General features: G+C 66.2%; 23 protein-coding genes. 19 read left to right on the top strand and 4 right to left on the bottom strand.

Annotation, left to right across the window (positions count from 1 at the left end; translation table 11 throughout):
- Positions 1 to 7: 7 nt before the first annotated feature.
- A complete protein-coding gene (locus HPA02_RS01160; protein ID WP_146801044.1) occupies positions 8 to 346 on the bottom strand; it encodes a hypothetical protein in 339 nt (112 codons plus the stop codon).
- Between the two features lie 133 nt (positions 347 to 479).
- On the opposite strand from HPA02_RS01160, the gene HPA02_RS01165 reads away from it, so the two are divergent.
- From HPA02_RS01165 to HPA02_RS01185, 5 genes are all read left to right on the top strand, one after another.
- The gene (locus HPA02_RS01165; protein WP_146801046.1) at positions 480 to 653 is read left to right on the top strand and encodes a DUF2970 domain-containing protein; all 174 of its coding nucleotides are present in this window, start codon (positions 480 to 482) and stop codon (positions 651 to 653) included.
- A 157-nt stretch (positions 654 to 810) separates the two neighbouring features.
- A complete protein-coding gene (gene coxB / locus HPA02_RS01170; protein WP_146801048.1) occupies positions 811 to 1,926 on the top strand; it encodes a cytochrome c oxidase subunit II in 1,116 nt (371 codons plus the stop codon).
- A 23-nt stretch (positions 1,927 to 1,949) separates the two neighbouring features.
- Positions 1,950 to 3,581 (top strand): cytochrome c oxidase subunit I, encoded by a 1,632-nt coding sequence (gene ctaD / locus HPA02_RS01175; protein ID WP_146801050.1) that lies wholly within the window; start codon positions 1,950 to 1,952, stop codon positions 3,579 to 3,581.
- A 36-nt stretch (positions 3,582 to 3,617) separates the two neighbouring features.
- The gene (locus HPA02_RS01180; RefSeq protein WP_146801052.1) at positions 3,618 to 4,178 is read left to right on the top strand and encodes a cytochrome c oxidase assembly protein; all 561 of its coding nucleotides are present in this window, start codon (positions 3,618 to 3,620) and stop codon (positions 4,176 to 4,178) included.
- Positions 4,175 to 5,035, top strand: a complete 861-nt coding sequence (locus tag HPA02_RS01185) for a cytochrome c oxidase subunit 3 (RefSeq protein ID WP_146801055.1) — start codon at positions 4,175 to 4,177, stop codon at positions 5,033 to 5,035. Before HPA02_RS01180 ends, HPA02_RS01185 begins: the two co-directional genes overlap by 4 nt.
- Positions 5,036 to 5,050: 15 nt before the next feature.
- On the opposite strand, the gene HPA02_RS01190 is transcribed toward HPA02_RS01185, so the two are convergent.
- Positions 5,051 to 5,239: a DUF2909 family protein gene (locus tag HPA02_RS01190; RefSeq protein WP_146801057.1), complete on the bottom strand. Its 189-nt coding sequence runs from the start codon at positions 5,237 to 5,239 to the stop codon at positions 5,051 to 5,053.
- A 76-nt stretch (positions 5,240 to 5,315) separates the two neighbouring features.
- Here HPA02_RS01190 and HPA02_RS01195 point away from each other — a divergent pair, with 76 nt between their 5' ends.
- The 4 genes from HPA02_RS01195 (at position 5,316) to cyoE (ending at position 8,490) form a co-directional block, all read left to right on the top strand.
- Complete coding sequence (locus tag HPA02_RS01195; RefSeq protein WP_244945833.1) at positions 5,316 to 5,966, top strand: SURF1 family protein; 651 nt, start codon at positions 5,316 to 5,318, stop codon at positions 5,964 to 5,966.
- On the top strand, positions 5,963 to 6,487 hold the full coding sequence (locus HPA02_RS01200; protein WP_146801061.1) for a redox-active disulfide-containing membrane protein: 525 nt from the start codon (positions 5,963 to 5,965) through the stop codon (positions 6,485 to 6,487). Before HPA02_RS01195 ends, HPA02_RS01200 begins: the two co-directional genes overlap by 4 nt.
- Before the next feature lie 67 nt (positions 6,488 to 6,554).
- Positions 6,555 to 7,583 (top strand): COX15/CtaA family protein, encoded by a 1,029-nt coding sequence (locus HPA02_RS01205; RefSeq protein WP_146801063.1) that lies wholly within the window; start codon positions 6,555 to 6,557, stop codon positions 7,581 to 7,583.
- Positions 7,576 to 8,490, top strand: coding sequence for a heme o synthase (gene cyoE / locus HPA02_RS01210; protein WP_146801065.1), 915 nt, complete (start codon positions 7,576 to 7,578; stop codon positions 8,488 to 8,490). Before HPA02_RS01205 ends, cyoE begins: the two co-directional genes overlap by 8 nt.
- Before the next feature lie 69 nt (positions 8,491 to 8,559).
- On the opposite strand, the gene HPA02_RS01215 is transcribed toward cyoE, so the two are convergent.
- Positions 8,560 to 10,026: an SLC13 family permease gene (locus HPA02_RS01215; protein WP_146801067.1), complete on the bottom strand. Its 1,467-nt coding sequence runs from the start codon at positions 10,024 to 10,026 to the stop codon at positions 8,560 to 8,562.
- A gap of 138 nt (positions 10,027 to 10,164) precedes the next feature.
- Here HPA02_RS01215 and cysQ point away from each other — a divergent pair, with 138 nt between their 5' ends.
- The 10 genes from cysQ (at position 10,165) to ihfA (ending at position 19,735) form a co-directional block, all read left to right on the top strand.
- Complete coding sequence (gene cysQ, locus HPA02_RS01220) at positions 10,165 to 10,959, top strand: 3'(2'),5'-bisphosphate nucleotidase CysQ (RefSeq protein ID WP_146801069.1); 795 nt, start codon at positions 10,165 to 10,167, stop codon at positions 10,957 to 10,959.
- Positions 10,960 to 11,042: 83 nt separating this feature from the next.
- Positions 11,043 to 11,510 carry a DUF2489 domain-containing protein gene (locus tag HPA02_RS01225; RefSeq protein WP_146801071.1) on the top strand — a complete coding sequence of 156 codons (468 nt, stop codon included), beginning with the start codon at positions 11,043 to 11,045 and terminating at the stop codon, positions 11,508 to 11,510.
- Positions 11,511 to 11,715: 205 nt separating this feature from the next.
- Positions 11,716 to 12,393, top strand: a complete 678-nt coding sequence (locus HPA02_RS18520) for an OmpA family protein (protein WP_146801072.1) — start codon at positions 11,716 to 11,718, stop codon at positions 12,391 to 12,393.
- A gap of 245 nt (positions 12,394 to 12,638) precedes the next feature.
- On the top strand, positions 12,639 to 14,537 hold the full coding sequence (gene thrS / locus HPA02_RS01235; RefSeq protein ID WP_146801074.1) for a threonine--tRNA ligase: 1,899 nt from the start codon (positions 12,639 to 12,641) through the stop codon (positions 14,535 to 14,537).
- 31 nt (positions 14,538 to 14,568) lie between these two features.
- The gene (infC, locus tag HPA02_RS01240) at positions 14,569 to 15,108 is read left to right on the top strand and encodes a translation initiation factor IF-3 (protein WP_273668236.1); all 540 of its coding nucleotides are present in this window, start codon (positions 14,569 to 14,571) and stop codon (positions 15,106 to 15,108) included.
- 107 nt (positions 15,109 to 15,215) lie between these two features.
- On the top strand, positions 15,216 to 15,410 hold the full coding sequence (gene rpmI, locus HPA02_RS01245; protein ID WP_089725334.1) for a 50S ribosomal protein L35: 195 nt from the start codon (positions 15,216 to 15,218) through the stop codon (positions 15,408 to 15,410).
- 39 nt (positions 15,411 to 15,449) lie between these two features.
- Complete coding sequence (gene rplT / locus HPA02_RS01250; RefSeq protein ID WP_146801078.1) at positions 15,450 to 15,803, top strand: 50S ribosomal protein L20; 354 nt, start codon at positions 15,450 to 15,452, stop codon at positions 15,801 to 15,803.
- Positions 15,804 to 15,947: 144 nt separating this feature from the next.
- Positions 15,948 to 16,967 carry a phenylalanine--tRNA ligase subunit alpha gene (gene pheS, locus HPA02_RS01255; protein WP_146801080.1) on the top strand — a complete coding sequence of 340 codons (1,020 nt, stop codon included), beginning with the start codon at positions 15,948 to 15,950 and terminating at the stop codon, positions 16,965 to 16,967.
- 30 nt (positions 16,968 to 16,997) lie between these two features.
- On the top strand, positions 16,998 to 19,379 hold the full coding sequence (pheT, locus tag HPA02_RS01260; protein WP_146801082.1) for a phenylalanine--tRNA ligase subunit beta: 2,382 nt from the start codon (positions 16,998 to 17,000) through the stop codon (positions 19,377 to 19,379).
- A gap of 50 nt (positions 19,380 to 19,429) precedes the next feature.
- On the top strand, positions 19,430 to 19,735 hold the full coding sequence (gene ihfA, locus HPA02_RS01265) for an integration host factor subunit alpha (protein ID WP_146801084.1): 306 nt from the start codon (positions 19,430 to 19,432) through the stop codon (positions 19,733 to 19,735).
- A gap of 76 nt (positions 19,736 to 19,811) precedes the next feature.
- Here ihfA and HPA02_RS01275 read toward each other — a convergent pair whose 3' ends face one another.
- Entirely contained in the window at positions 19,812 to 20,021 is a 210-nt protein-coding gene (locus HPA02_RS01275) for a DUF2788 domain-containing protein (protein WP_146801086.1), read from the bottom strand.
- Positions 20,022 to 20,113 lie beyond the last annotated feature (92 nt).

A 20,113-nucleotide genomic window follows, 5' to 3' on the forward strand; every position in this document is an offset into this window, starting at 1 on the left:
GAAGGGGTCAGAGCTCTTCCCAGACCTGCTGACGAAAGTCATTGGGCAACTGGCTGACCCGGTGCAGGCGCTGAAACTGGGCGTCGGTCATCTCTTTCACCAGCGACTGGTAACACTCCCCGAGGGCCTGGGGATCCTTCTCGTGACTCAGGCAACGATTCCAGCGACGCTGCATATCGGCGCAGGCGCCGAAGAACTCCAGCTCGGCCTGGAGCGTCTCGCCAGCCATGGAGAGCCAGGCCAGCTGCAGGCGTGCCATGGGCGGGGCATGGTGACTCCAGGAGATGAGCCACCAGTGCATCAGGGGCTGGGTTGCGTCCAGGGGGGCGGGGGCGACTCGGGGCATGGGAGACCTCCATGAGGGGGTGTCGGGGCAAACTCGTTAAGTGTAGTCGCTGGCCCTGGCGTTGAATGGGCGACCGGCGGCTTTCCTTGTTCTGGGTCAAGGTAGTGATGAACGGAACAGCGGGAGGCAAGCGATGTGGCAGGTCATCAAGTCGGTACTGGCGGCCTTCTTCGGCGTCCAGAAGGAGCGGCAGCGGCGGCGCGATTTCGAGCAGGGACGCCCCGGCCACTTTATCCTGGTGGGGCTGGTCGCCGCCGCCGTGCTGGTGCTGTTGGTGGTGCTGCTGGCCAGGCTGGCCGCCAGCTAAGGCGGCATTGGGCTTTCCCCCTGCGTTGATGATTGCGTTTAGGGGGAGCCGGCCCCCCGGGAAGGCGAGCCGGGGATCTTTCCTATACTCCTTCCAGTCTTGACTAATATTCGGTTTGCCAGGCCCAAGGCGGTCAATAACAACGAAGGAGGCGCCGATGCCCAGGAGGCTTGCTTGGCTATCGGGAGCGGGCGGTTTCGCCTTGAGCCCCCAGGTGCTGGCCAATGGCTGGAACATGCCGGTGGGGGTCACCGACCTCAGCCGGGAGATCCACTCCCTGCATATGACCATCTTCTGGATCTGCGTGGTGATCGGCGTGGTGGTCTTCGGCGTGATGTTCTATTCGCTGTTCCGCTATCGTCGCTCCCGCCAGCCGCAGGCGGCCAACTTCCACGAGCACACCACCGTGGAGGTGATCTGGACGACCCTGCCCCTGCTGATCCTGGTGGCCATGGCGGTGCCCGCCACGGCCACCCTGAAGAACATGTACGACACCGGCGATGCCGAATTGGACGTGATGGTGACCGGCCAACAGTGGCGCTGGCGTTACGACTACCTGGGCGAGGAGGTGGCCTTTACCTCCAGCCTCAGCACGCCCCGGGCGCAGGTCCGCGGCGAGGAAGCCCGGGGCGAGACCTACCTGCTCGACGTGGACAACCCCCTGGTGTTGCCGGTGGGGCGCAAGGTGCGCTTCCTCTTTACCTCGGACGATGTCATCCACTCCTGGTGGGTGCCGGAGCTGGCGGTCAAGCAAGACACCGTGCCCGGCTTCGTCAACGAGAACTGGGTACGCATCAACGAGCCCGGGATCTACCGGGGCCAGTGTGCCGAGCTGTGTGGCATCGACCATGGATTCATGCCCATCGTGGTGCAGGCCATGGCGCCGGACGAGTTCGATGCCTGGCTCGCCGAGCGGCGTGATGAGGCGGCCCAGGAGGCCCTGGGCGTCGACCGTGACTGGGGCCATGAGGAGCTGATGACCCGTGGCGAGGAGGTCTATGCGGCCATCTGTGCCTCCTGTCACCAGCCCGAGGGGCAGGGTGCGCCGCCGACCTTTCCGGCCCTGGCCGGCAACCCGCGGCTCCAGGAGGACCTCGGCTGGCAGCTCGACACCGTCATCAACGGCGTCTCCGGCACCGCCATGCCGGCCTTCCGCAACACCTTGAACCCGGTGGAGCTGGCGGCGGTGATCACCTATACGCGCAACGCCTGGGGCAATGCCACCGGCGATGTGGTCCAGCCCGCCCGGGTCGCCGAGCGTCTCGCTCGCTAGAATCAGCACAAGGGAGAACACCGATGGCATCGAAGCTGCCCAAGTCCCCCCTGGAGCATAGCGCCGGCGGTGCGGGTGCCGCCGCGGAGTCGCCTGGCGCGCCGCCCAGGGGCCTGCTGCGCTGGCTGTTGACCACCAACCACAAGGAGATCGGTACCCTCTACCTGGTCTTCTCGCTGAGCATGTTCTTTATCGGCGGGATCTTCGCCCTGGTGGTGCGCCTGGAGCTCTTCCAGCCGGGGCTGCAGTTCGTCGAGCCGGAGTTCTTCAACCAGATGACCACCCTGCACGGCCTGATCATGGTCTTCGCGGCGGTGATGCCGGCCTTTACCGGCCTGGCCAACTGGATGATTCCCCTGCAGATCGGCGCCCCGGACATGGCCCTGCCGCGGCTCAACAACTTCAGCTTCTGGCTGCTGCCGGTGGCCTTTACCCTGCTGCTTGCCACCCTGCTGATGCCCGGCGGTGGGCCCAACTTCGGCTGGACCTTCTATGCGCCGCTCTCCACCACCTATGCGCCGCCGTCCACCACCTTCTTTATCCTCGGCATGCACCTGGCCGGGATCAGTTCGATCCTGGGGGCGATCAATATCATCGCCACCATCCTCAATCTGCGCGCCCCGGGGATGCGCATGATGGACATGCCGCTGTTCGTCTGGACCTGGCTGATCACCGCCTTCCTGCTGATCGCGGTGATGCCGGTGCTGGCCGGGGTGATCACCATGATGCTGCTGGATATCAACTTCGGTACCAGCTTCTTCAATGCCGCCGGCGGCGGCGACCCGGTGCTCTTCCAGCACCTCTTCTGGTTCTTCGGGCACCCGGAGGTCTATATCATGATCCTGCCCGCCTTCGGCATCGTCTCGGCGATCATTCCCACCTTCGCCCGCAAGCCGCTGTTCGGCTACGCCTCCATGGTCTATGCCACCGCCTCCATTGCCATCCTCTCCTTCTTGGTCTGGGCGCACCATATGTTCGTGGTGGGGCTGCCCCTGGTGGCGGAGCTCTTCTTCATGTACACCACCATGCTGATCGCGGTGCCCACCGGGGTGAAGGTGTTCAACTGGATCACCACCCTGTTCCAGGGCTCCATCAGCTTCGAGACCCCGATGCTCTTCGCCCTGGCCTTCGTGGTGCTGTTCACCATCGGCGGTTTCTCGGGGCTGATGCTGGCCATCGCCCCGGCGGACTTCCAGTACCACGATACCTACTTCGTGGTGGCGCACTTCCACTATGTGCTGGTGCCCGGGGCGATCTTCTCGATCATGGCCGCGGTCTACTACTGGCTGCCCAAGTGGACCGGCCACTACCCCAGTGAGCGCCTGGGACGCTGGCACTTCTGGCTGTCGGTGATCGGCGTCAACCTGACCTTCTTCCCCATGCACTTCTCGGGGCTGGCCGGCATGCCGCGACGGATTCCCGACTATGCCCTGCAGTTCGCCGACTTCAACCTGGTGTCGAGCCTGGGGGCCTTCCTCTTCGGCTTCTCGCAATTGCTCTTCGTGGTGGTGATCGTCAAGTGCGTGCGCGGTGGCGAGAAGGCGCCGGCCAAGGCCTGGGAGGGGGCCCAGGACCTGGAGTGGAGCGTGCCCAGCCCGGCGCCGCTGCACACCTTCGAGACGCCGCCCCATGTGACGCCGCAGCCGCATCCCTGAGGTCTGGCGACGGGGAAGCCCGTCGGGAGGAGGTCGATGAGCCCGGTACAGCGCACCGTGAGTCGGACCCTGCTGGTGCTGGTGGCGATGTTCGCCTTCGCCTTCGCCCTGGTGCCCCTCTATGACGTCTTCTGCCGGGTCACCGGGCTCAACGGCAAGGTGGATACCACCGCCCAGGCCCTGGTGCATGAGGGGGTGGATGAGTCCCGCTACGTGACCGTGCAACTGGTGACCCGCAGCGGCGCCGGCCTGCCATGGCGCCTGGAGGTGGAACAGCGCCAGCTGCGCATGCACCCGGGCCAGACGGTGGAGGTGGGCTTCACCTTCGTCAATCAGGGGGCGGCGGAGCAGTGGGGGCGGGCGGTGCCCAGCGTGACGCCGTCCCAGGCCAACCGCCACCTGCGCAAGCTGAGCTGCTTCTGTTTCGAGGAGCAGCGCCTGGCGGCGGGGGAGCGGCTGGCGCTGCCGCTGGTCTTCCAGCTCGATCGCGACCTGCCCGCCGAGATTCATACCGTGACCCTGGTCTATACCCTGTATCCGGTGGCCTCCGGCGAGATCGCCCGAAGGGCCCCCGAGGCGCAAGGAGGTGAAGCATGAGCGGTGGTAGCTACTATGTTCCGGCGACCAGCAAGTGGCCGATCCTCGGCTCCCTGGCGCTAGGGGGAATGATGCTGGGGGCCGGCCTGCAGATGGTCCATGGCTGGGGGGCGCCGCTGCTGGGGCTCGGCGTGGCGGCGATACTGGCGGTGATGGCGCTGTGGTTTCGTGACGTGGTGCGGGAATCCCTGCAGGGGCTCTACGATGCGCAGATGGATCGCTCCTTCCGCTGGGGCATGGGCTGGTTCATCTTCTCCGAGGTGATGTTCTTCGCCGCCTTCTTCGGCGCCCTCTTCTATGTGCGCACCTTCGCCCTGCCGTGGCTGGACGGCGAGGGCGCCAAGGGGGTGGCGGCGCTGCTATGGCCCGACTTCACCGCCAGCTGGCCGCTGCTGAACCCGCCGGATGCCTCGGTTTCCGGTCCCCACGAGGTGCTGAGCCCCTGGCAGTTGCCCCTGGTCAACACCCTGATCCTGGTCACCTCCAGCCTGACCCTGACCATCGCCCACGAGGCCCTCAAGGAGGGCTACCGGCGCACCTGCCGCAACTGGCTGGCGGGGACCGTCTTCCTCGGCGCCTGCTTTATCCTGGTACAGGGCTTCGAGTACTACGAGGCCTATGCCCACTACGGCCTGACCCTGGATGCCGGCATCTACGGCAGCCTCTTCTTCCTGCTGACCGGCTTCCACGGCATGCACGTCACCGTCGGGGCCATCATCCTGGCGGTGATGCTGGTGCGCATCCAGCGGGATCATTTCAGCGGCGACGACCATTTCGGCTTCGAGGCCGCCGCCTGGTACTGGCACTTCGTCGATGTGGTTTGGGTCGGCCTCTTCCTGTTCGTCTATGTCTTCTGATCACTGTGTCGGCGCTCAGCTCAGGCCGCCGTAATAGAAGCCATAGAAGAGCAGCGCCAGCAGCACCAGGGCACAGGCCACCCGCAGCTTGAGCGACACCAGCAGGCGCCGCGAGGCGCCGCCGTCGCGGAGCAGGAAACCGGCGCCGGTGGCGAGGCTGGTCAGCATCAGCAAGAAGACCAGGGCGATGGCGAATTTCAGCATGGGGCACTCCGTGGCATCGATTGATCACAGTTCAAGGAAGCCACCGGGCGCTGTCAAGCGCCGTCTGTGGTGGGTCTTGTGGCCGAGCCTGGTGATCCTCGGCCTGATCCTGGGAAGCTGGCAGTGGCAGCGGGCGGCGGACAAGGCGGCCTACCTCGAGGCCCGGGCCGCGGCGCCGGCGCTGATCGACCCCGACGAGGCGCCCATGGCGGGTGCCACCCTGACCCTCAGCGGCGAGTTCATCGCCGACCGGACCCTGTTTCTCGATAACCGGGTCCGGGAGGGGCGGGTCGGCGTGGCGGTACTGACGCCGCTGGTGGACGCCCAGGGGCGGCGCTGGTTGATCCAGCGAGGTTTTATCGCCACCGGCCCCTACCGGGTCGATCCCGAGATTACCACCCCCGAGGGGCCGGTGACCGTCAGCGGTACCTGGCAGCCGGCCGGTGACGGTGGCCTGCTGCTGGGGCCCAATCGCGAGGGACGGCGACTGCAGCGCATCGCCCTCGAGGCCTGGCCGGAGGGTTTCGCCCATGCCGGCTGGCTGCATCAGCAGGCCGGGGAGGGCGCCTATGAGGCATGGTGGCGCCCCAGCGTGATGCCGCCCGGGGGACACCGTAGCTATGCCTTCCAGTGGTGGGGCCTGGCGCTGGCCGCCCTGGTGATCATGATCCTGGGCGGCCGCCGCCTGACGCCCCGTCCATCTGCCGTCATCGAGGAGTCCCGATGAGCGCCATTCGCTATCCCCGCGTGAAACTGCTGCTGTTGATGGCCCTGTTCGCCGCCCCCCTGGTCGTCGCCTGGGTAATGGTGACCTGGCGAGTGGCGATCCCCGAGGCGCGCACTGCCCATGGTCGGCTGGCGCCGGAGGTGCCGGCCCTGGCCGAGTGGCCGCTGCTGGCGCCGGCCACCGGCGAGGGCTGGCGGCTGGCCTTCGATTGTCGTCTCGATTGCGCCGACCAGGCGGATCGCTGGTGGCGCCTGCATCGGGCCCTGGGGCGGGAGGCTCCCCGGGTGGAGCGGCTGCGTATCGTCGCCGCCGGGGCGCCGGGGCAGGAGACCCTCCCCGGAGAGCGCCTGGCACGCTGGCGCATGCCGCCGGCGTGGAGCGAGCCGGGGGCGCTGTGGCTGCTCTCCCCGCAGGGGGAGGTGTTGCTGGGTTATTCCCCCGGGGCGCCATTACGAGAGGTGATGGACGACCTCCAGCACCTGCTGCGGGTCAACCCCGAGCGTGACCTGGCGTCGAATTGAGCGGCAGCCTTCAACGCCGCAGAGGCATAAGCTGAGCACAGACGAGGGTTAACCGCGAGGGCACGCCATGACCGAATTCCGGCTCCACCTGCTCAAGTGGCTCAGCCTGCTGGGCACCCTGGCGACCCTGGGGGTCATCCTGCTGGGGGCCTGGACCCGGCTGATGGATGCCGGCCTGGGCTGCCCCGATTGGCCGGGGTGCTACGGGCGCCTGGTGGTGCCCGATGCCGCCACCGCCGCGGCCCATTCGCCGCAGGCGCCGCTGGAGGCCCTCAAGGCCTGGGTGGAGATGATCCATCGCTATGTCGCCTCGACCCTGGGGCTGGTGGTTCTCGCCCTGGTGGCCCTGGGGGCCGGGGCGCGCCGGCGGCCCGGTTATCCCTGGCACCTCTCCCTGGCGCTACTGGGAGCGATCCTGCTGCAGGGGGCCTTCGGCGCCTTTACCGTGACTCTCAAGCTGTGGCCCCAGGTGGTCACCCTGCACTTGCTGGGGGGCATCGGCGTGCTGCTGCTCTTCCTGTGGGTACATCTTCGCCTGCGCGAACTGGTCGCCGCGAAGCCTCCTGCGAGCCGCCGACGGCTCTCGCCGCTCTGGGGGCTGGCGGCCGTGCTGCTGGTGGGCCAGCTGGCCCTGGGCGGCTGGGTCTCCAGCAATTATGCGGGCATCGCCTGCCAGGGCTTTCCCACCTGTAACGGCCAGTGGTGGCCCGCCACCGACTGGAGCGAAGGCTTCCACCTGACCCAGACGGTGGGGCCCAACTACCTGCACGGCCAGTTGCATGCCGATGCGCGCACCGCCATCCACCTCGGCCATCGCCTGGGCGCCCTGGCCCTGGGGCTGGGGCTCGTGCTGCTGGCCCGGCGGGAGTGGCGGCGGCCGCCACTGCGGCCTTGGTTGATGGGCCTGCTGGGCCTCTACGGCGTTCAGTTCACCCTGGGAGTGGCCAATGTGCTCTGGTGGCTGCCCCTGGGCCTGGCCCTGGCGCATACCGGCGGGGCGGTGGCCCTGACCCTGGCCCTGGCCCTCGGGGCCTGGCAGGCGAGCCGTGTCGGCAACGCACGGCAGGCGAGCGAGAAGGAGATGGCCCATGCGTAATGCCCTGATGATGCCCGCGCGGTTCGAGCGGGTCGGCGAGTCCTGGCGGGATCTGCTGACCCTGTGCAAGCCCCGAGTGGTACTGGTGATGCTGGTCTGTGCCCTGGTCGGCATGGCGCTCGCCGCGCCGGGGTTGCCGTCGCTCGCGGCGGTGGTCAATGGCCTGCTGGGCATCGGCCTGGCCGCCGGCGGGGCGGCCGCCTACAACCATGTGCTGGATCGCAAGCTGGATGTTCTGATGGCGCGCACCGCGCGGCGGCCCCTGGCCACGCGGCGGCTGGCCACGCCCCTGGCCCTGGCCTGGGCGACCCTGCTGTCGGTGCTGGGTATCGGCCTGCTGCTGTGGCAGGTCAATGCCCTGACCGCCTGGCTGACCCTGGCCTCGCTGATCGGTTATGCACTGATCTATACCGCCTTTCTCAAGCGCGCCACGCCACAGAATATCGTGATCGGCGGGGTGGCCGGGGCGGCGCCACCGTTGCTGGGGTGGACGGCGATCACCGGTAGCCTGGGCCCCGAGCCGCTGCTGCTGATGCTGATCATCTTCGCCTGGACGCCGCCGCATTTCTGGGCGCTGGCCATTCACAAGCGCGAGGAGTATGCCCGGGCGGGGGTGCCCATGCTACCGGTCACCCATGGCGAGGCCTTCACCCGCTTGCAGATCTGGCTCTATGCCTGGCTGACCCTGGTGGTGACCCTGCTGCCCTTCGTGATCGGCATGAGCGGGGCCGTCTACCTGGTGGGGGTGATGGCGCTGAACCTGCGCTTTATGGTGTGGAATTACCGGGTCTGGCGGGGGCAAGATCCGCGGGCGCCGCTGGCCGCCTTCTGGTTCTCGATTCGTTATATTCTCGGCGTCTTCGGGGTGTTGCTGCTCGACCATTACGCCGTGGCCTGGCCTTGGTAGCTGGCGTCGCGCCCCCGAAGCCACAGACGCCGCCCCTCAGGCGGCGTCTGGCGTCTGGGGAGCCGGGCCTTACCAGAACCAGTTCACCAGCAGGTAGGCCATCAGGGTCACCACCAGGGTGCTCAGGATATTGAGGGCGAAGCCGGCGCGGATCATCGACTGGATCTTCATATGGCCGGTGGCGAAGACGATGGCGTTGGGCGGCGTCGCCACCGGCATCATAAAGGCGCAGCTGGCCGCGATCGCCGCCGGCACCGTGATCAGCAGCGGCGAGATATCCAGCGACAGCGCCAAGGCGCCGAGCAGGGGCAGGAAGGCCGCGGCGGTGGCGGTATTGGAGGTGATCTCGGTGAGGAAGATGATTACCAGCACCACGATGCCGACCAGGGCCAGCAGCGGCAGTACCCCGAACAGCGAGAGCTGCTCGGCGATCCACTCGGCGAGCCCCGACTGACTGATGGCCCCGGCCAGGGCCAAGCCACCGCCGAACAGCAGCAGGATGCCCCAGGGCAGGGTCTTGGCGGCGTCCCAGTCCAGCAGGCGCTCGCCCCGCGCGCGGCCGCTGGGGATCAGGAACAGCAGCAGCCCCGCGGCGATGGCGATACCGGTGTCGCTGAGCCAGTCGAGGCCCAGGTCATTGAGCAGCGGGCGTGATACCCAGGCCAGGGCGGCCAGCAGGAAGACGATGCCGACCCGGCGCTCCGCGGCGCTCAGGGCGCCCAGCTGATTCAGTTCATCGCGGATCATCTGGCCGTTGTCATCGCCCTGACGCAGCGCGAAGCCGCCACGGCTCAGCCACCACCAGGCCAGCAGCATCATCACCGCGCTGATCGGCAGGCCGATCACCATCCACTGGGCGAAACCCACATCGATGCCCCGGGACTCGGCCAGGTAGCCGGCCAGCAAGGCGTTGGGCGGGGTGCCGATCAGGGTGGCCACGCCGCCGATGCTGGCGGAGTAGGCGATGGCCAGCAACAGGGCGGTGGCATAACGGGCCAACTCCTGGGGATCGTTATCCTTGCCTAGCAGGCTGACCACCGACATGCCGATGGGCAGCATCATGATGGCGGTGGCGGTATTCGAGACCCACATGCTCAGAAAGCCCGTAGCCAGCATAAAGCCGGCGATCTGCCGGCGCGGCTGGTGACCCACCAGACGCAGTACATGCAGGGCGATGCGCCGATGCAGTTCCCAGCGCTGCATGGCGATGCCCAGCAGGAAGCCGCCCAGGAAGAGGTAGATGATGGGATTGGCGTAGCTGCCGCTGACCTGGCCCATGGGCGCGATGCCCAGTGCCGGGACCAGCAGCAACGGCAACAGCGACGTGGCGGGAATCGGAATCGCTTCCGTGGACCACCAGGTGGCCATCAGCAGGCCGAGACCGGCACATAGCCAGGCGCTCTCGCTCATCCCGGCCGGCGCCGGGGAGAGCAGGGTGAACAGCAGCCAGACTGGACCCAGCCACAGGCCGATACGGGCGGCCAGGTTGGGTGGTTGAGGCGCCGCGGTCGCGGGCGCGGAGTCCTGGTTGGCCATGGCATATCCTTATATGAGCAGGCGAAGTCGCGCGCATTGTACGAGCCCGCCGCGACGTTCGCCAGCTAAGCAAGGCCATCCCTTGCCGCGTCGAGACTCTGCCGCTAGGGTAGCGGCTTCGACACCGAGGAGCAGATCATGGCATCCAGTGAATGGCTTCCGCGAGCGGCATTGCGCGAGCTCTGCGTGCGGGCCGGCGAGGCGATCCTGGCGGTACGCGCCGGCGGCGATTGGGCGGCTCGCGAGAAGGCCGATGCCAGCCCGGTGACCGCCGCCGACCAGGCCGCCCATGACGTGCTGATGGCGGGGCTGGCGGCATTGACCCCGGAGGTGCCGGTGCTCTCGGAGGAGGCCGTGGTGCCCTGGACGACTCGCCGCCACTGGACGCGCTACTGGCTGGTGGATCCCCTGGATGGGACTCGCGAGTTTATCGACGGCTTCGATGACTTTACCGTCAACCTGGCCCTGGTCGAGGCGGGGCGTACCCGCTATGGGCTGGTGCATGCGCCGGTAACCGGGACCACCTGGGAGGGCGGCTCCGCCCTCGGCGCCTGGCGCTGGCAGGGCGATCGGGCCGAGGCGATCACGGTGGCGTCGCGGTGGCCGCCCCGGGTGGTGGCCAGTCGTGCCCATTTGGACGAACGGACGCGCGCCTGGCTGGCGGGCTTTCCCGAAGCGTCGCTGCTGCGCTATGGGAGTTCGGTGAAGTTCTGCCGTATCGCCGAGGGAGAGGCCGACCTCTATCCGCGTTTCGCGCCCACCAGCGAATGGGATACCGCCGCCGCTCAGGCGGTGCTGGAGGGCGCCGGTGGTGCCGTCTTGGTGGCCGATACCCTGTTGCCTCTGACCTATAATGGCGGCGAGTCGCTACGCAACCCGGCCTTTGTCGCCTGTGCCGAGGCCCAAGGACGGTGGCGAAAGGGGACGTCATAGTTGTTCGTTTTCTATGTTATGTATAAGCTTTGTCCTAAATTCCCCGCGTTTCGGGGACGCCGACGCAAGATGAGGTTCGTTCCATGAGTACCCCCCTGGCCATCGGTCTGGCCGCCCTGGCGCTGCTGATTATTGCCGGCCTCTCGGGCTATGCCTGGAGCCTGTGGCGCGAGGTCAAGCGCCGCGAGGCCTTCCGCGCCGAGGAAGTCCGTCGCGCCCACGAACAGTGCCTGGAAGGGCTGGATGCCGTGGCGCGCGCCATGCTCAGTGAGCAGGTGGATATCACCGAGGGCGCGCTGCGTTGCAAGGTGATGCTGGATATCATCGACCCTCGGCTGGTCGAGCGTGACGCCTTCCGGGTCTTCGCCGAGGTGCATGCCCGCACGTCGCACCTGCATACTCACTCGGCGCGTCAGGCCCTGTCGCCTCGGGAGCGCTTCCAGGAAGACAAGCAGCGTCTGGCGGTGGAGGACGAACTCAAGCCTTCGGCGCTGGCGGGCGCTCGCGCCGTGCTGGAGTTCAAAGAACGTTGGCCCGAGGGCTTGCACTGATCGGCGATCGCCTCTTGGCAGCCAATGGGCGCCATGAGATGATGAAACATGCGTATAAGCTCTGGTCGAATTAGGCCATTGTGGTTACTTTGCAAAGGAATGCTGCGTGGTTGCGGCTTTCCCTTTTCGGGCTCTCGGGCTGATTCTCCGAGATCCGTCTTGTGCGTCACGCGACGTTCGCACTGCGTCAAAGAAGGAGTTGTACATGAAAAAATCAACGACTGGCCTGCTGCTTGGTTCCGCCCTGGTGATCGGTCTCTCCGGTTGCGCCTCTACCAATAGCAACCCGAGCGCTCCCGATCGTGCCTGGTATCAGCAGCCCCTGGTCTGCGGTATCGCCGGCGGCCTGATCGGTGGTGGCATCGGCTACGCTACCAGCAGCGAGTCCGATGAGGATACCGGTGCAGCCATTGGCTCCACCGCCGGTGCGACCATCGGTGCCATGCTGTGTGCCGACTACTCCGAGGAGCCGGTCGCCGAGCCCGCGCCGATGCCGGAACCCGCGCCGGAACCCGAGCCGGTGCCGGAATTCGAGCCGCTGGTGCTCTCCAGTGAAGTGAACTTCGCCTTCGATTCCGCCGAGCTGATGCCGGCCGCCCATGCCACTCTGAATGACGTGGCGCGCCGCCTGATCGAGAACGAGCGTAGTCAGGACGTCCGCGTGCACATCGGCGGCCACACCGACTCCGTGGGTTCCGATCAGTACAACCTGGGGCTCTCCCAGCGTCGTGCCGACTCCGTGCGCGATTACCTGATCGCTCGTGGCGTCGAGGCGGATCGTCTGGTGGCCCGTGGCTTCGGCGAAGCGCGTCCGGTGGCCAGCAACGAGACCGATGCCGGTCGTGCCCAGAACCGTCGCGTCGAACTGAACGTGCTCAACTAAGCACGTCATTCGCGATCCGATCTCAGGGGCGCCTTCGGGCGCCCCTGCTGCGTTAGGTGTGGATGGCGCGAGGCCATCTCGATCTGCTAAAGTTCTCCCCCTTCGTGTCCTCGGTGCCGCCGGCTACTGCCGGATGGTCGTCGCCCATGGTGGGGGCGCCCCGATGGACCCGAACGTATCCCATTCTCTCGACCTGCGACACGTGAGCCCTGGTATGGCCCACCACTGCGCGTTAAGGATAAGCAATGCCCATCGTTACCCTGCCCGACGGCACTCAGAAGACCTTCGACGCTCCGCTGACCGTGATGGAGCTGGCGGAGTCCATCGGCCCCGGCCTGGCCAAGGCCTGCGTGGCCGGCAAGATCGACGGCGTCGCCGTGGATGCCGCCGATGTGATCGATCGTGATGTCGAGGTGGCCATTCTCACCGCCCGCGACCCCGAGGGGCTGGAGGTCATTCGTCACTCCTGCGCCCACCTGATCGGGCATGCCGTCAAGCAGCTCTATCCCGAGGCCAAGATGGCCATTGGCCCGGTCATCGACGACGGCTTCTATTATGACGTGGACTTCGGTCGCTCGGTGACGCCGGAGGACCTCGAGGCCATCGAGCAACGCATGAAGGCGCTGATCGACACGGGCTACGATGTGGTTCGCGAGTACGTGGATCGCGACAAGGCGATGCTCACCTTCCTGCATCGTGATGAGCCCTACAAGCAGGAGATCGTTCGCGATATCCCGGAAGGCGAGAGCATTCGTCTCTATCACCACGAAGAATATACCGACATGTGCCGCGGGCCTCATGTGCCCAATACCCGGCATCTCAAGGCCTTCAAGCTGACCAAGCTGGCCGGCGCCTACTGGCGGGGTGACGCCTCCAAGCCGATGCTGACGCGCATCTACGGCACTGCCTGGGGCGACAAGAAGGCCCTCAAGGCCTACCTCAAGCGCCTCGAGGAGGCGGAGAAGCGCGATCACCGCAAGCTGGCCAAGAAGCTCGACCTCTTCCACCTCCAGGAAGAGGCCCCGGGGATGGTCTTCTGGCACCCCAATGGCTGGACCATGTACCAGGCCCTGGAGCAGTACATGCGTCGGGTGCAGATCGCCAACGGCTATCAGGAGATCAAGACGCCCCAGGTGGTGGATCTCTCCCTGTGGAAGAAGTCGGGGCATTGGGGCCATTACAGTGAGCTGATGTTCACCACCGAGTCGGAGAAGCGCGACTACGCGGTGAAGCCGATGAACTGCCCCTGCCATGTGCAGGTGTTCAATCAGGGCCTGAAGAGCTACCGGGACCTGCCGCTGCGCCTGGCGGAGTTCGGCAGCTGTCACCGTAACGAGCCATCCGGTGCCCTGCATGGATTGATGCGGGTGCGTGGTTTTACCCAGGACGATGCCCATATCTTCTGCACCGAGGGGCAGATCCAGGCCGAGGCCGAGGCCTTTATCGCCCTGACCCTCGAGGTCTACAAGGAGCTCGGCTTCGAGGACGTGGAGCTCAAGCTCTCTACTCGACCGGAGGACTTCCTCGGCGAGCCGGAAATGTGGGACCGCGCCGAGGCGGGGCTCCAGGCGGCCCTCGACAGCACCGGGCTCGACTGGGAGCTACAGCCGGGGGAGGGGGCCTTCTACGGACCCAAGATCGAGTTCTCCCTGCGCGACTGCCTCAACCGGGTCTGGCAGTGCGGTACCCTGCAGCTCGACTTCAATCTCCCGGGCCGCCTCGGTGCCCAGTACGTGGACGAGGAGGGGGTGCGCCAGACGCCGGTCATGCTGCACCGGGCCATCCTCGGCTCCTTCGAGCGCTTCCTGGGGATCCTGATCGAGCACTATGCCGGGGCCATGCCGCTGTGGCTGGCGCCCCAGCAGGTGGCGATCCTCAATATCACCGATGCCCAGCGCGATTATGTGCTCGATCTCGAGCAGCGGCTGCAGAAAATCGGCGCACGGGCCAAGGCGGACTTGAGGAACGAGAAGATCGGCTTTAAAATCCGGGAGCATACGTTGCAGAAGGTTCCCTACCTCTTGGTGGTGGGGGATAAGGAAGTCGAATCCGACGCTGTTGCCGTGCGTACCCGCAGTGGCGAGGATCTCGGCAGCATCAAGGTCGACGACCTGCTCGCTCGGCTGACCGCCGAGGGGTTATAATGACAACGTCACTCAGAACGGAGATTTAGCGATCAAGCGTAATAATCAGCGAGGGCGCGTCCAGGACAAGCGTCCGCCAATGAACGAGCGTATCACCGAAGACCAGGTTCGCCTCATCGACGCCGATGGTGAACAGCTGGGCATCGTCTCAACCCAGGAAGCCCTGGAGAAGGCCGAAGCCGCGGGTCTCGACCTCGTACAGATCTCCAATGCCGATCCCATCGTCTGCAAGATCATGGATTACGGCAAGTTCGTCTTCGAGCAGAAGAAGCAGAAGGCGGCACAGAAGAAGAAGACCAAGCAGATCCAGGTCAAGGAGGTCAAGTTCCGGCCCGGGACTGACGAGGGTGACTATCAGGTGAAGCTCAAGAACCTGACACGTTTCCTCGAAGGGGGCGACAAGGGCAAGGTGACCCTGCGCTTCCGGGGCCGCGAGATGGCCCACCAGGACATCGGCCGCAAGCTGATGGAGCGGATCGCCGCCGATCTCGAGGAGATCGGTAGCGTCGAGTCCTTCCCCAAGATGGAAGGGCGTCAGATGATCATGATTCTTGCCCCCAAGAAGAAGTGATCGTCGACAAGAAGTGATCCACAGGCAAGCTAACGGGCCCTCGTTTCCCCCGGGAGGCGAGGGCAGGCCTTGGGTTTTCTGAAAAACATCGAGCGGAGTTTTCCCTCATGCCGAAGATCAAGAGCAACAGCGGCGCGGCCAAGCGCTTCAAAAAGACTGCCAACGGCTTCAAGCACAAGCAGTCTTTCCGTAGCCACATCCTGACCAAGAAGTCCACCAAGCGTAAGCGTCAGCTGCGTGGGATGAAGCAGATCCACGACGCCGACAAGGCCCTGATTCAGCGCATGCTGCCGAATCTGTAAGCCCTTTTGGTCGACCATTTCTAACGTCAGGAGAAAGCCATGACTCGTGTCAAGCGTGGTGTCGTCGCACGTCGCCGTCACAAGAAGATTCTGAAGCAGGCCAAGGGCTACTACGGTGCCCGTTCGCGGGTCTTCCGCGTTGCCAAGCAGGCCGTCATCAAGGCCGGTCAGTACGCCTACCGCGACCGTCGTCAGCGCAAGCGTCAGTTCCGTGCCCTGTGGATCGCGCGTATCAACGCCGCGTCCCGTCAGAACGGCCTGTCCTACAGCCGCTTCATCGCCGGCCTGAAGAAGGCGGGTATCGAGATCGACCGTAAGGTCCTGGCCGATCTCGCGGTTCACGAAAAAGCCGCCTTTGCCGCCATCGTCGAGAAGGCCAAGGCTGCCCAGTAAGTGAGACCGGCCCACAGGGATATCCCGCCGTATTGGCGGGGTGTTCCTGCGAAGGTTCCAGGGGAAGAGCAGCCGCTCTTCCCCTGTTTTTTTATCAGACCGCCATGGGGTCGATTCCGTGGCGGCACATTCGGAGCGCAACGGATGGATCATCTTCCCACTCTGGTCGCCGAGGCCCGCCGCGCCATCGAGCAGGCCGATACTGTCCAGGCCCTGGATGAGGTGCGGGTGCACTACCTGGGCAAGAAGGGTGAGATCACCGCCCTGCTCAAGGGTCTCGGCAAGCTCTCCGCCGAGGAGCGCCCGGCGGCGGGCGAGCGCATCAACCAGGCCAAGCAGGAGCTCGCCGGCGAGCTGGAGTCGCGTAAGGCGAGCCTGGAAAAGGCCGCCCTGGAGGCGCGCCTGGCGGCGGAGCGCCTGGACGTGACCCTGCCCGGTCGTGGCCAGCCCCAGGGTAGCCTGCATCCGGTGACCCGCACCCTGGAGCGTATCGAGGGGCTCTTCACCCGCATCGGCTACGACGTGGCCGTGGGTCCGGAGATCGAGGACGACTACCACAACTTCGAGGCCCTCAATATTCCCGCCCACCACCCGGCGCGGGGCATGGCGGATACCTTTTACTTCGATGCCACCCGCCTGCTGCGTACCCACACCTCGCCGGTGCAGGTACGCACCATGAAGGAGGGCAAGCTGCCGATTCGCATCGTCTGCCCGGGCCGGGTCTATCGCAGCGACTCGGACCTGACCCATACCCCCATGTTCCATCAGGTCGAAGGCCTGCTGGTGGATGAGGATGTCAGCTTCGCCGACCTCAAGGGCACCATCGAGGACTTCCTCCACGCCTTCTTCGAGCGGGACGATCTCTCGGTGCGCTTCCGCCCCTCCTATTTCCCCTTCACCGAGCCCTCCGCCGAGGTGGATATCCAGTGCGTGATGTGCAGCGGCGAGGGCTGTCGGGTCTGTGGCCACAGCGGCTGGCTGGAGGTGATGGGTTGCGGCATGGTGCATCCGGAGGTGTTCCGTCACTCCGGTATCGACACCGAGCGCTATACCGGCTTCGCCTTCGGCATGGGCGCCGAACGCCTGGCCATGTTGCGTTACGGGGTCAACGACCTACGGCTGTTCTTCGATAACGACCTGCGCTTCCTGCGCCAGTTCGCCTGATAACCCGGACCGCTCAACACAGGATTCGTCATGAAATTTTCCGAACAGTGGCTGCGCGAGTGGGTCTCTCCCAGCGTGGCGACCCAGGCGCTGGCCGATCAGATCACCATGGCCGGCCTGGAAGTGGATGCCGTGGAGCCGGTGGCGCCGGAATTCTCCGGCGTGGTGGTGGCCGAGGTCATCGACAAGACCCAGCATCCGGACGCCGACAAGCTGAATGTCTGCCTGGTCAATGATGGCGGCGACGAGCCGGTGCAGGTGGTGTGTGGGGCCCCCAATGTGGCCGCCGGCCAGAAGATCGTCTTCGCCCGGGTCGGCGCCGTATTGCCCGGCGACTTCAAGATCAAGAAGGCCAAGCTGCGTGGCCAGGCCTCCCACGGCATGATCTGCTCGGCCTCCGAACTGGGCATGGCCGAGGAGACCTCCGCCGGCATCCTGGTGCTGCCCGTGGAGGCCCCGGTGGGTGAGGACTTCCGCGCCTACATGGGCCTCGACGATCACACCATCGAGGTGGACCTGACCCCCAACCGCGGCGACTGCCTGAGCCTCCAGGGCCTGGCCCGGGAAGTCGGCGTCCTCAACCGCCTGGCGGTCGAGGGGCCTGCCGAGTCGCCGGTGGCCGACACCCATCAGGAGACCTTCCCGGTGGCGGTCAGCGACCCCGAGCGCTGCCCCCGTTACCTGGGTCGGCTGATCCAGGGCGTCGACGTCAGCGCGCCGACTCCGCTATGGATGGTCGAGCGGCTACGGCGTAGCGGCGTGCGCAGTATCGATGCGGTGGTGGATATCACCAACTACGTGATGCTCGAGCTGGGCCAGCCCCTGCACGCCTTCGATCGCGCCAACCTTCACGAGGGCATCCAGGTGCGTCTGGCCCGTGAGGGCGAGCGCCTGATGCTGCTGGATGGTCAGGAGATCACCCTGCGCGGCGAGACCCTGGTGATTGCCGACGGTCGCGGCCCCCTGGCCATCGCCGGCGTGATGGGCGGCGAGCACTCCGGCGTGAATGCCGAGACCCGGGATATCTTCCTGGAGTCGGCTTTCTTCACCCAACTGGCGGTGGCCGGTCAGGCGCGCTCCTATGGGCTGCACACCGATGCCTCCCACCGCTTCGAGCGGGGCGTCGATCCGACCTTGGCGCGGCGTGCCATGGAGCGGGCGACCCAGCTGTTGCTGGAGATCGTCGGCGGCGAGCCGGGGCCGGTGGTGGAGGCGGTCAGCGAGATCCATCTGCCCGCCGAGCGCCGCGTGACCCTGCGCCGGTCACGCCTGACCCAGGCCCTGGGCCTCGAGCTCGACGATGCCGAGGTGGCGGAGATCCTGACCCGGCTGGGCCTGGCGGTGACTGCCGTCGAATCGGGCTGGGAAGCCGAGGTGCCGGCCTGGCGCTTCGATATCTCCATCGAGGAGGACCTGATCGAGGAGGTGGCGCGGATCTACGGCTACAACCGCCTGCCGGTACGCCGTCCGGCGGCACGCCTGGGACTGCGTCCCGATGGCGAGAGCCGTCAGCCGCTGGCGCGCCTGCGGCGGCAACTGGTGGCCCGCGGCTACCAGGAAGCCATCACCTACAGCTTCGTGGCACCGGAGCTACAGGCGGCCCTGCTGCCCGAGGCGGTCTCGCCGCGCCTGGCCAACCCCATCTCCAGCGATATGGCGGTGATGCGGGCGAGCCTCTTCCCGGGGCTGATCAAGGCCTTCGAGCATAACCTCAACCGTCAGCAGGGCCGGGTGCGGCTGTTCGAGAGCGGCCTGGTGTTCCGTGGCGAGCTGGACGACCTGCACCAGATCCCCATGCTGGGCGGCCTGGTCAGCGGCAGTCGCGAGCCGGAGGGCTGGTGCGGGGCCAAGGAGAAGGTCGATTTCTTCGACCTCAAGGGTGACCTGGAGAGCCTGCTGGCCCTGGGCGGCGAGCCCGAGGCCTGGCGCTTCGAGCCGGCTACTCACAGCGCCCTGCACCCGGGCCAGAGCGCACGGATCCTGCATCGTGGCGAGGAGGCCGGCTGGATCGGCACCCTGCACCCCGCGGTCAAGGCGAGCCTGGGGCTCAAGGCGGATGCGGTGCTTTTCGAGGTGCGTCTCGATGCCCTGACCCACGGCAAGCTGCCGGCCTTCGCGCCGCTCTCCCGCTATCCGGAGGTGCGCCGCGACCTGGCCTTCCTGGTGGCCGACGACCTGCCGATTCAGGCGCTGCTCGACTGCCTGCGCGAGCAGGCCGGCGACTGGCTCCAGGAGCTGCGCCTGTTCGATGTCTATCAGGGCAAGGGCGTCGAGCCGGGGCACAAGAGTGTCGCCCTGGGCTTGACCTGGCAGCATCCTTCGCGCACGCTGAATGATGATGAAATCAATCAGTTAGTCGATGCGATCGTGGCCGAGTCCGGGTCGCGCTTCGGCGCCAGGCTGCGAGGCTGACGCCGGTGGACACGGAACGCGGGTGCGACGTCCAGCACGAGGGAGTGACCATGGGGGCATTGACCAAGGCGGAGCTTGCCGAACACCTGCATGTGGAGCTGGGGCTTTCCAAGCGGGAGGCCAAGGCGATGGTGGAGACCTTCTTCGAGGAGATCCGAGGCTGCCTGCGCGAGAATGAGCAGGTCAAGCTGTCCGGCTTCGGTAACTTCGATCTGCGCGATAAGCGGGAGCGCCCCGGTCGCAATCCCAAGACCGGGGAAGAGATTCCCATCTCGGCGCGGCGGGTGGTGACCTTCCGCCCGGGGCAGAAGCTCAAGAGTCGCGTCGGCGGCTTCGAGGGTACCCCGGACGTCTGAGGTTCCTGTCACGACGCAGAAGGCCCTGGCAAGCGATTGCCGGGGCCTTCTGCTGTGGGGGCTCGTGGTGGCGGGGTTAGACGAGGCCGCCACCCTCCATCAGATAGGTGATGATCACCTTGAACAGGTAGCCCATGATGCCGGCGCCGAGTACCACGAAGAGCATCAGGGTGCCGAACTTGCCGGCCTTGGAGCGGCGCGACAGGTCCCAGATGATAAAGGTCATGAAGAGGATCAGGCTGCCGATCATGATCGGCGTGATCCAGGCCTCGAAGGTCTCCAGCATAGTGCCTCCCGGCGAGAAATAAGTCGTATTCTATCGCGCCCTCGATCCGCCTTCAGCGCCACACCCGCGACGCAATGCCGCAGGCCGACAGT

The sequence above is a fragment of the Bisbaumannia pacifica genome (assembly GCF_007989625.1).
Taxonomy (GTDB): domain Bacteria; phylum Pseudomonadota; class Gammaproteobacteria; order Pseudomonadales; family Halomonadaceae; genus Bisbaumannia; species Bisbaumannia pacifica.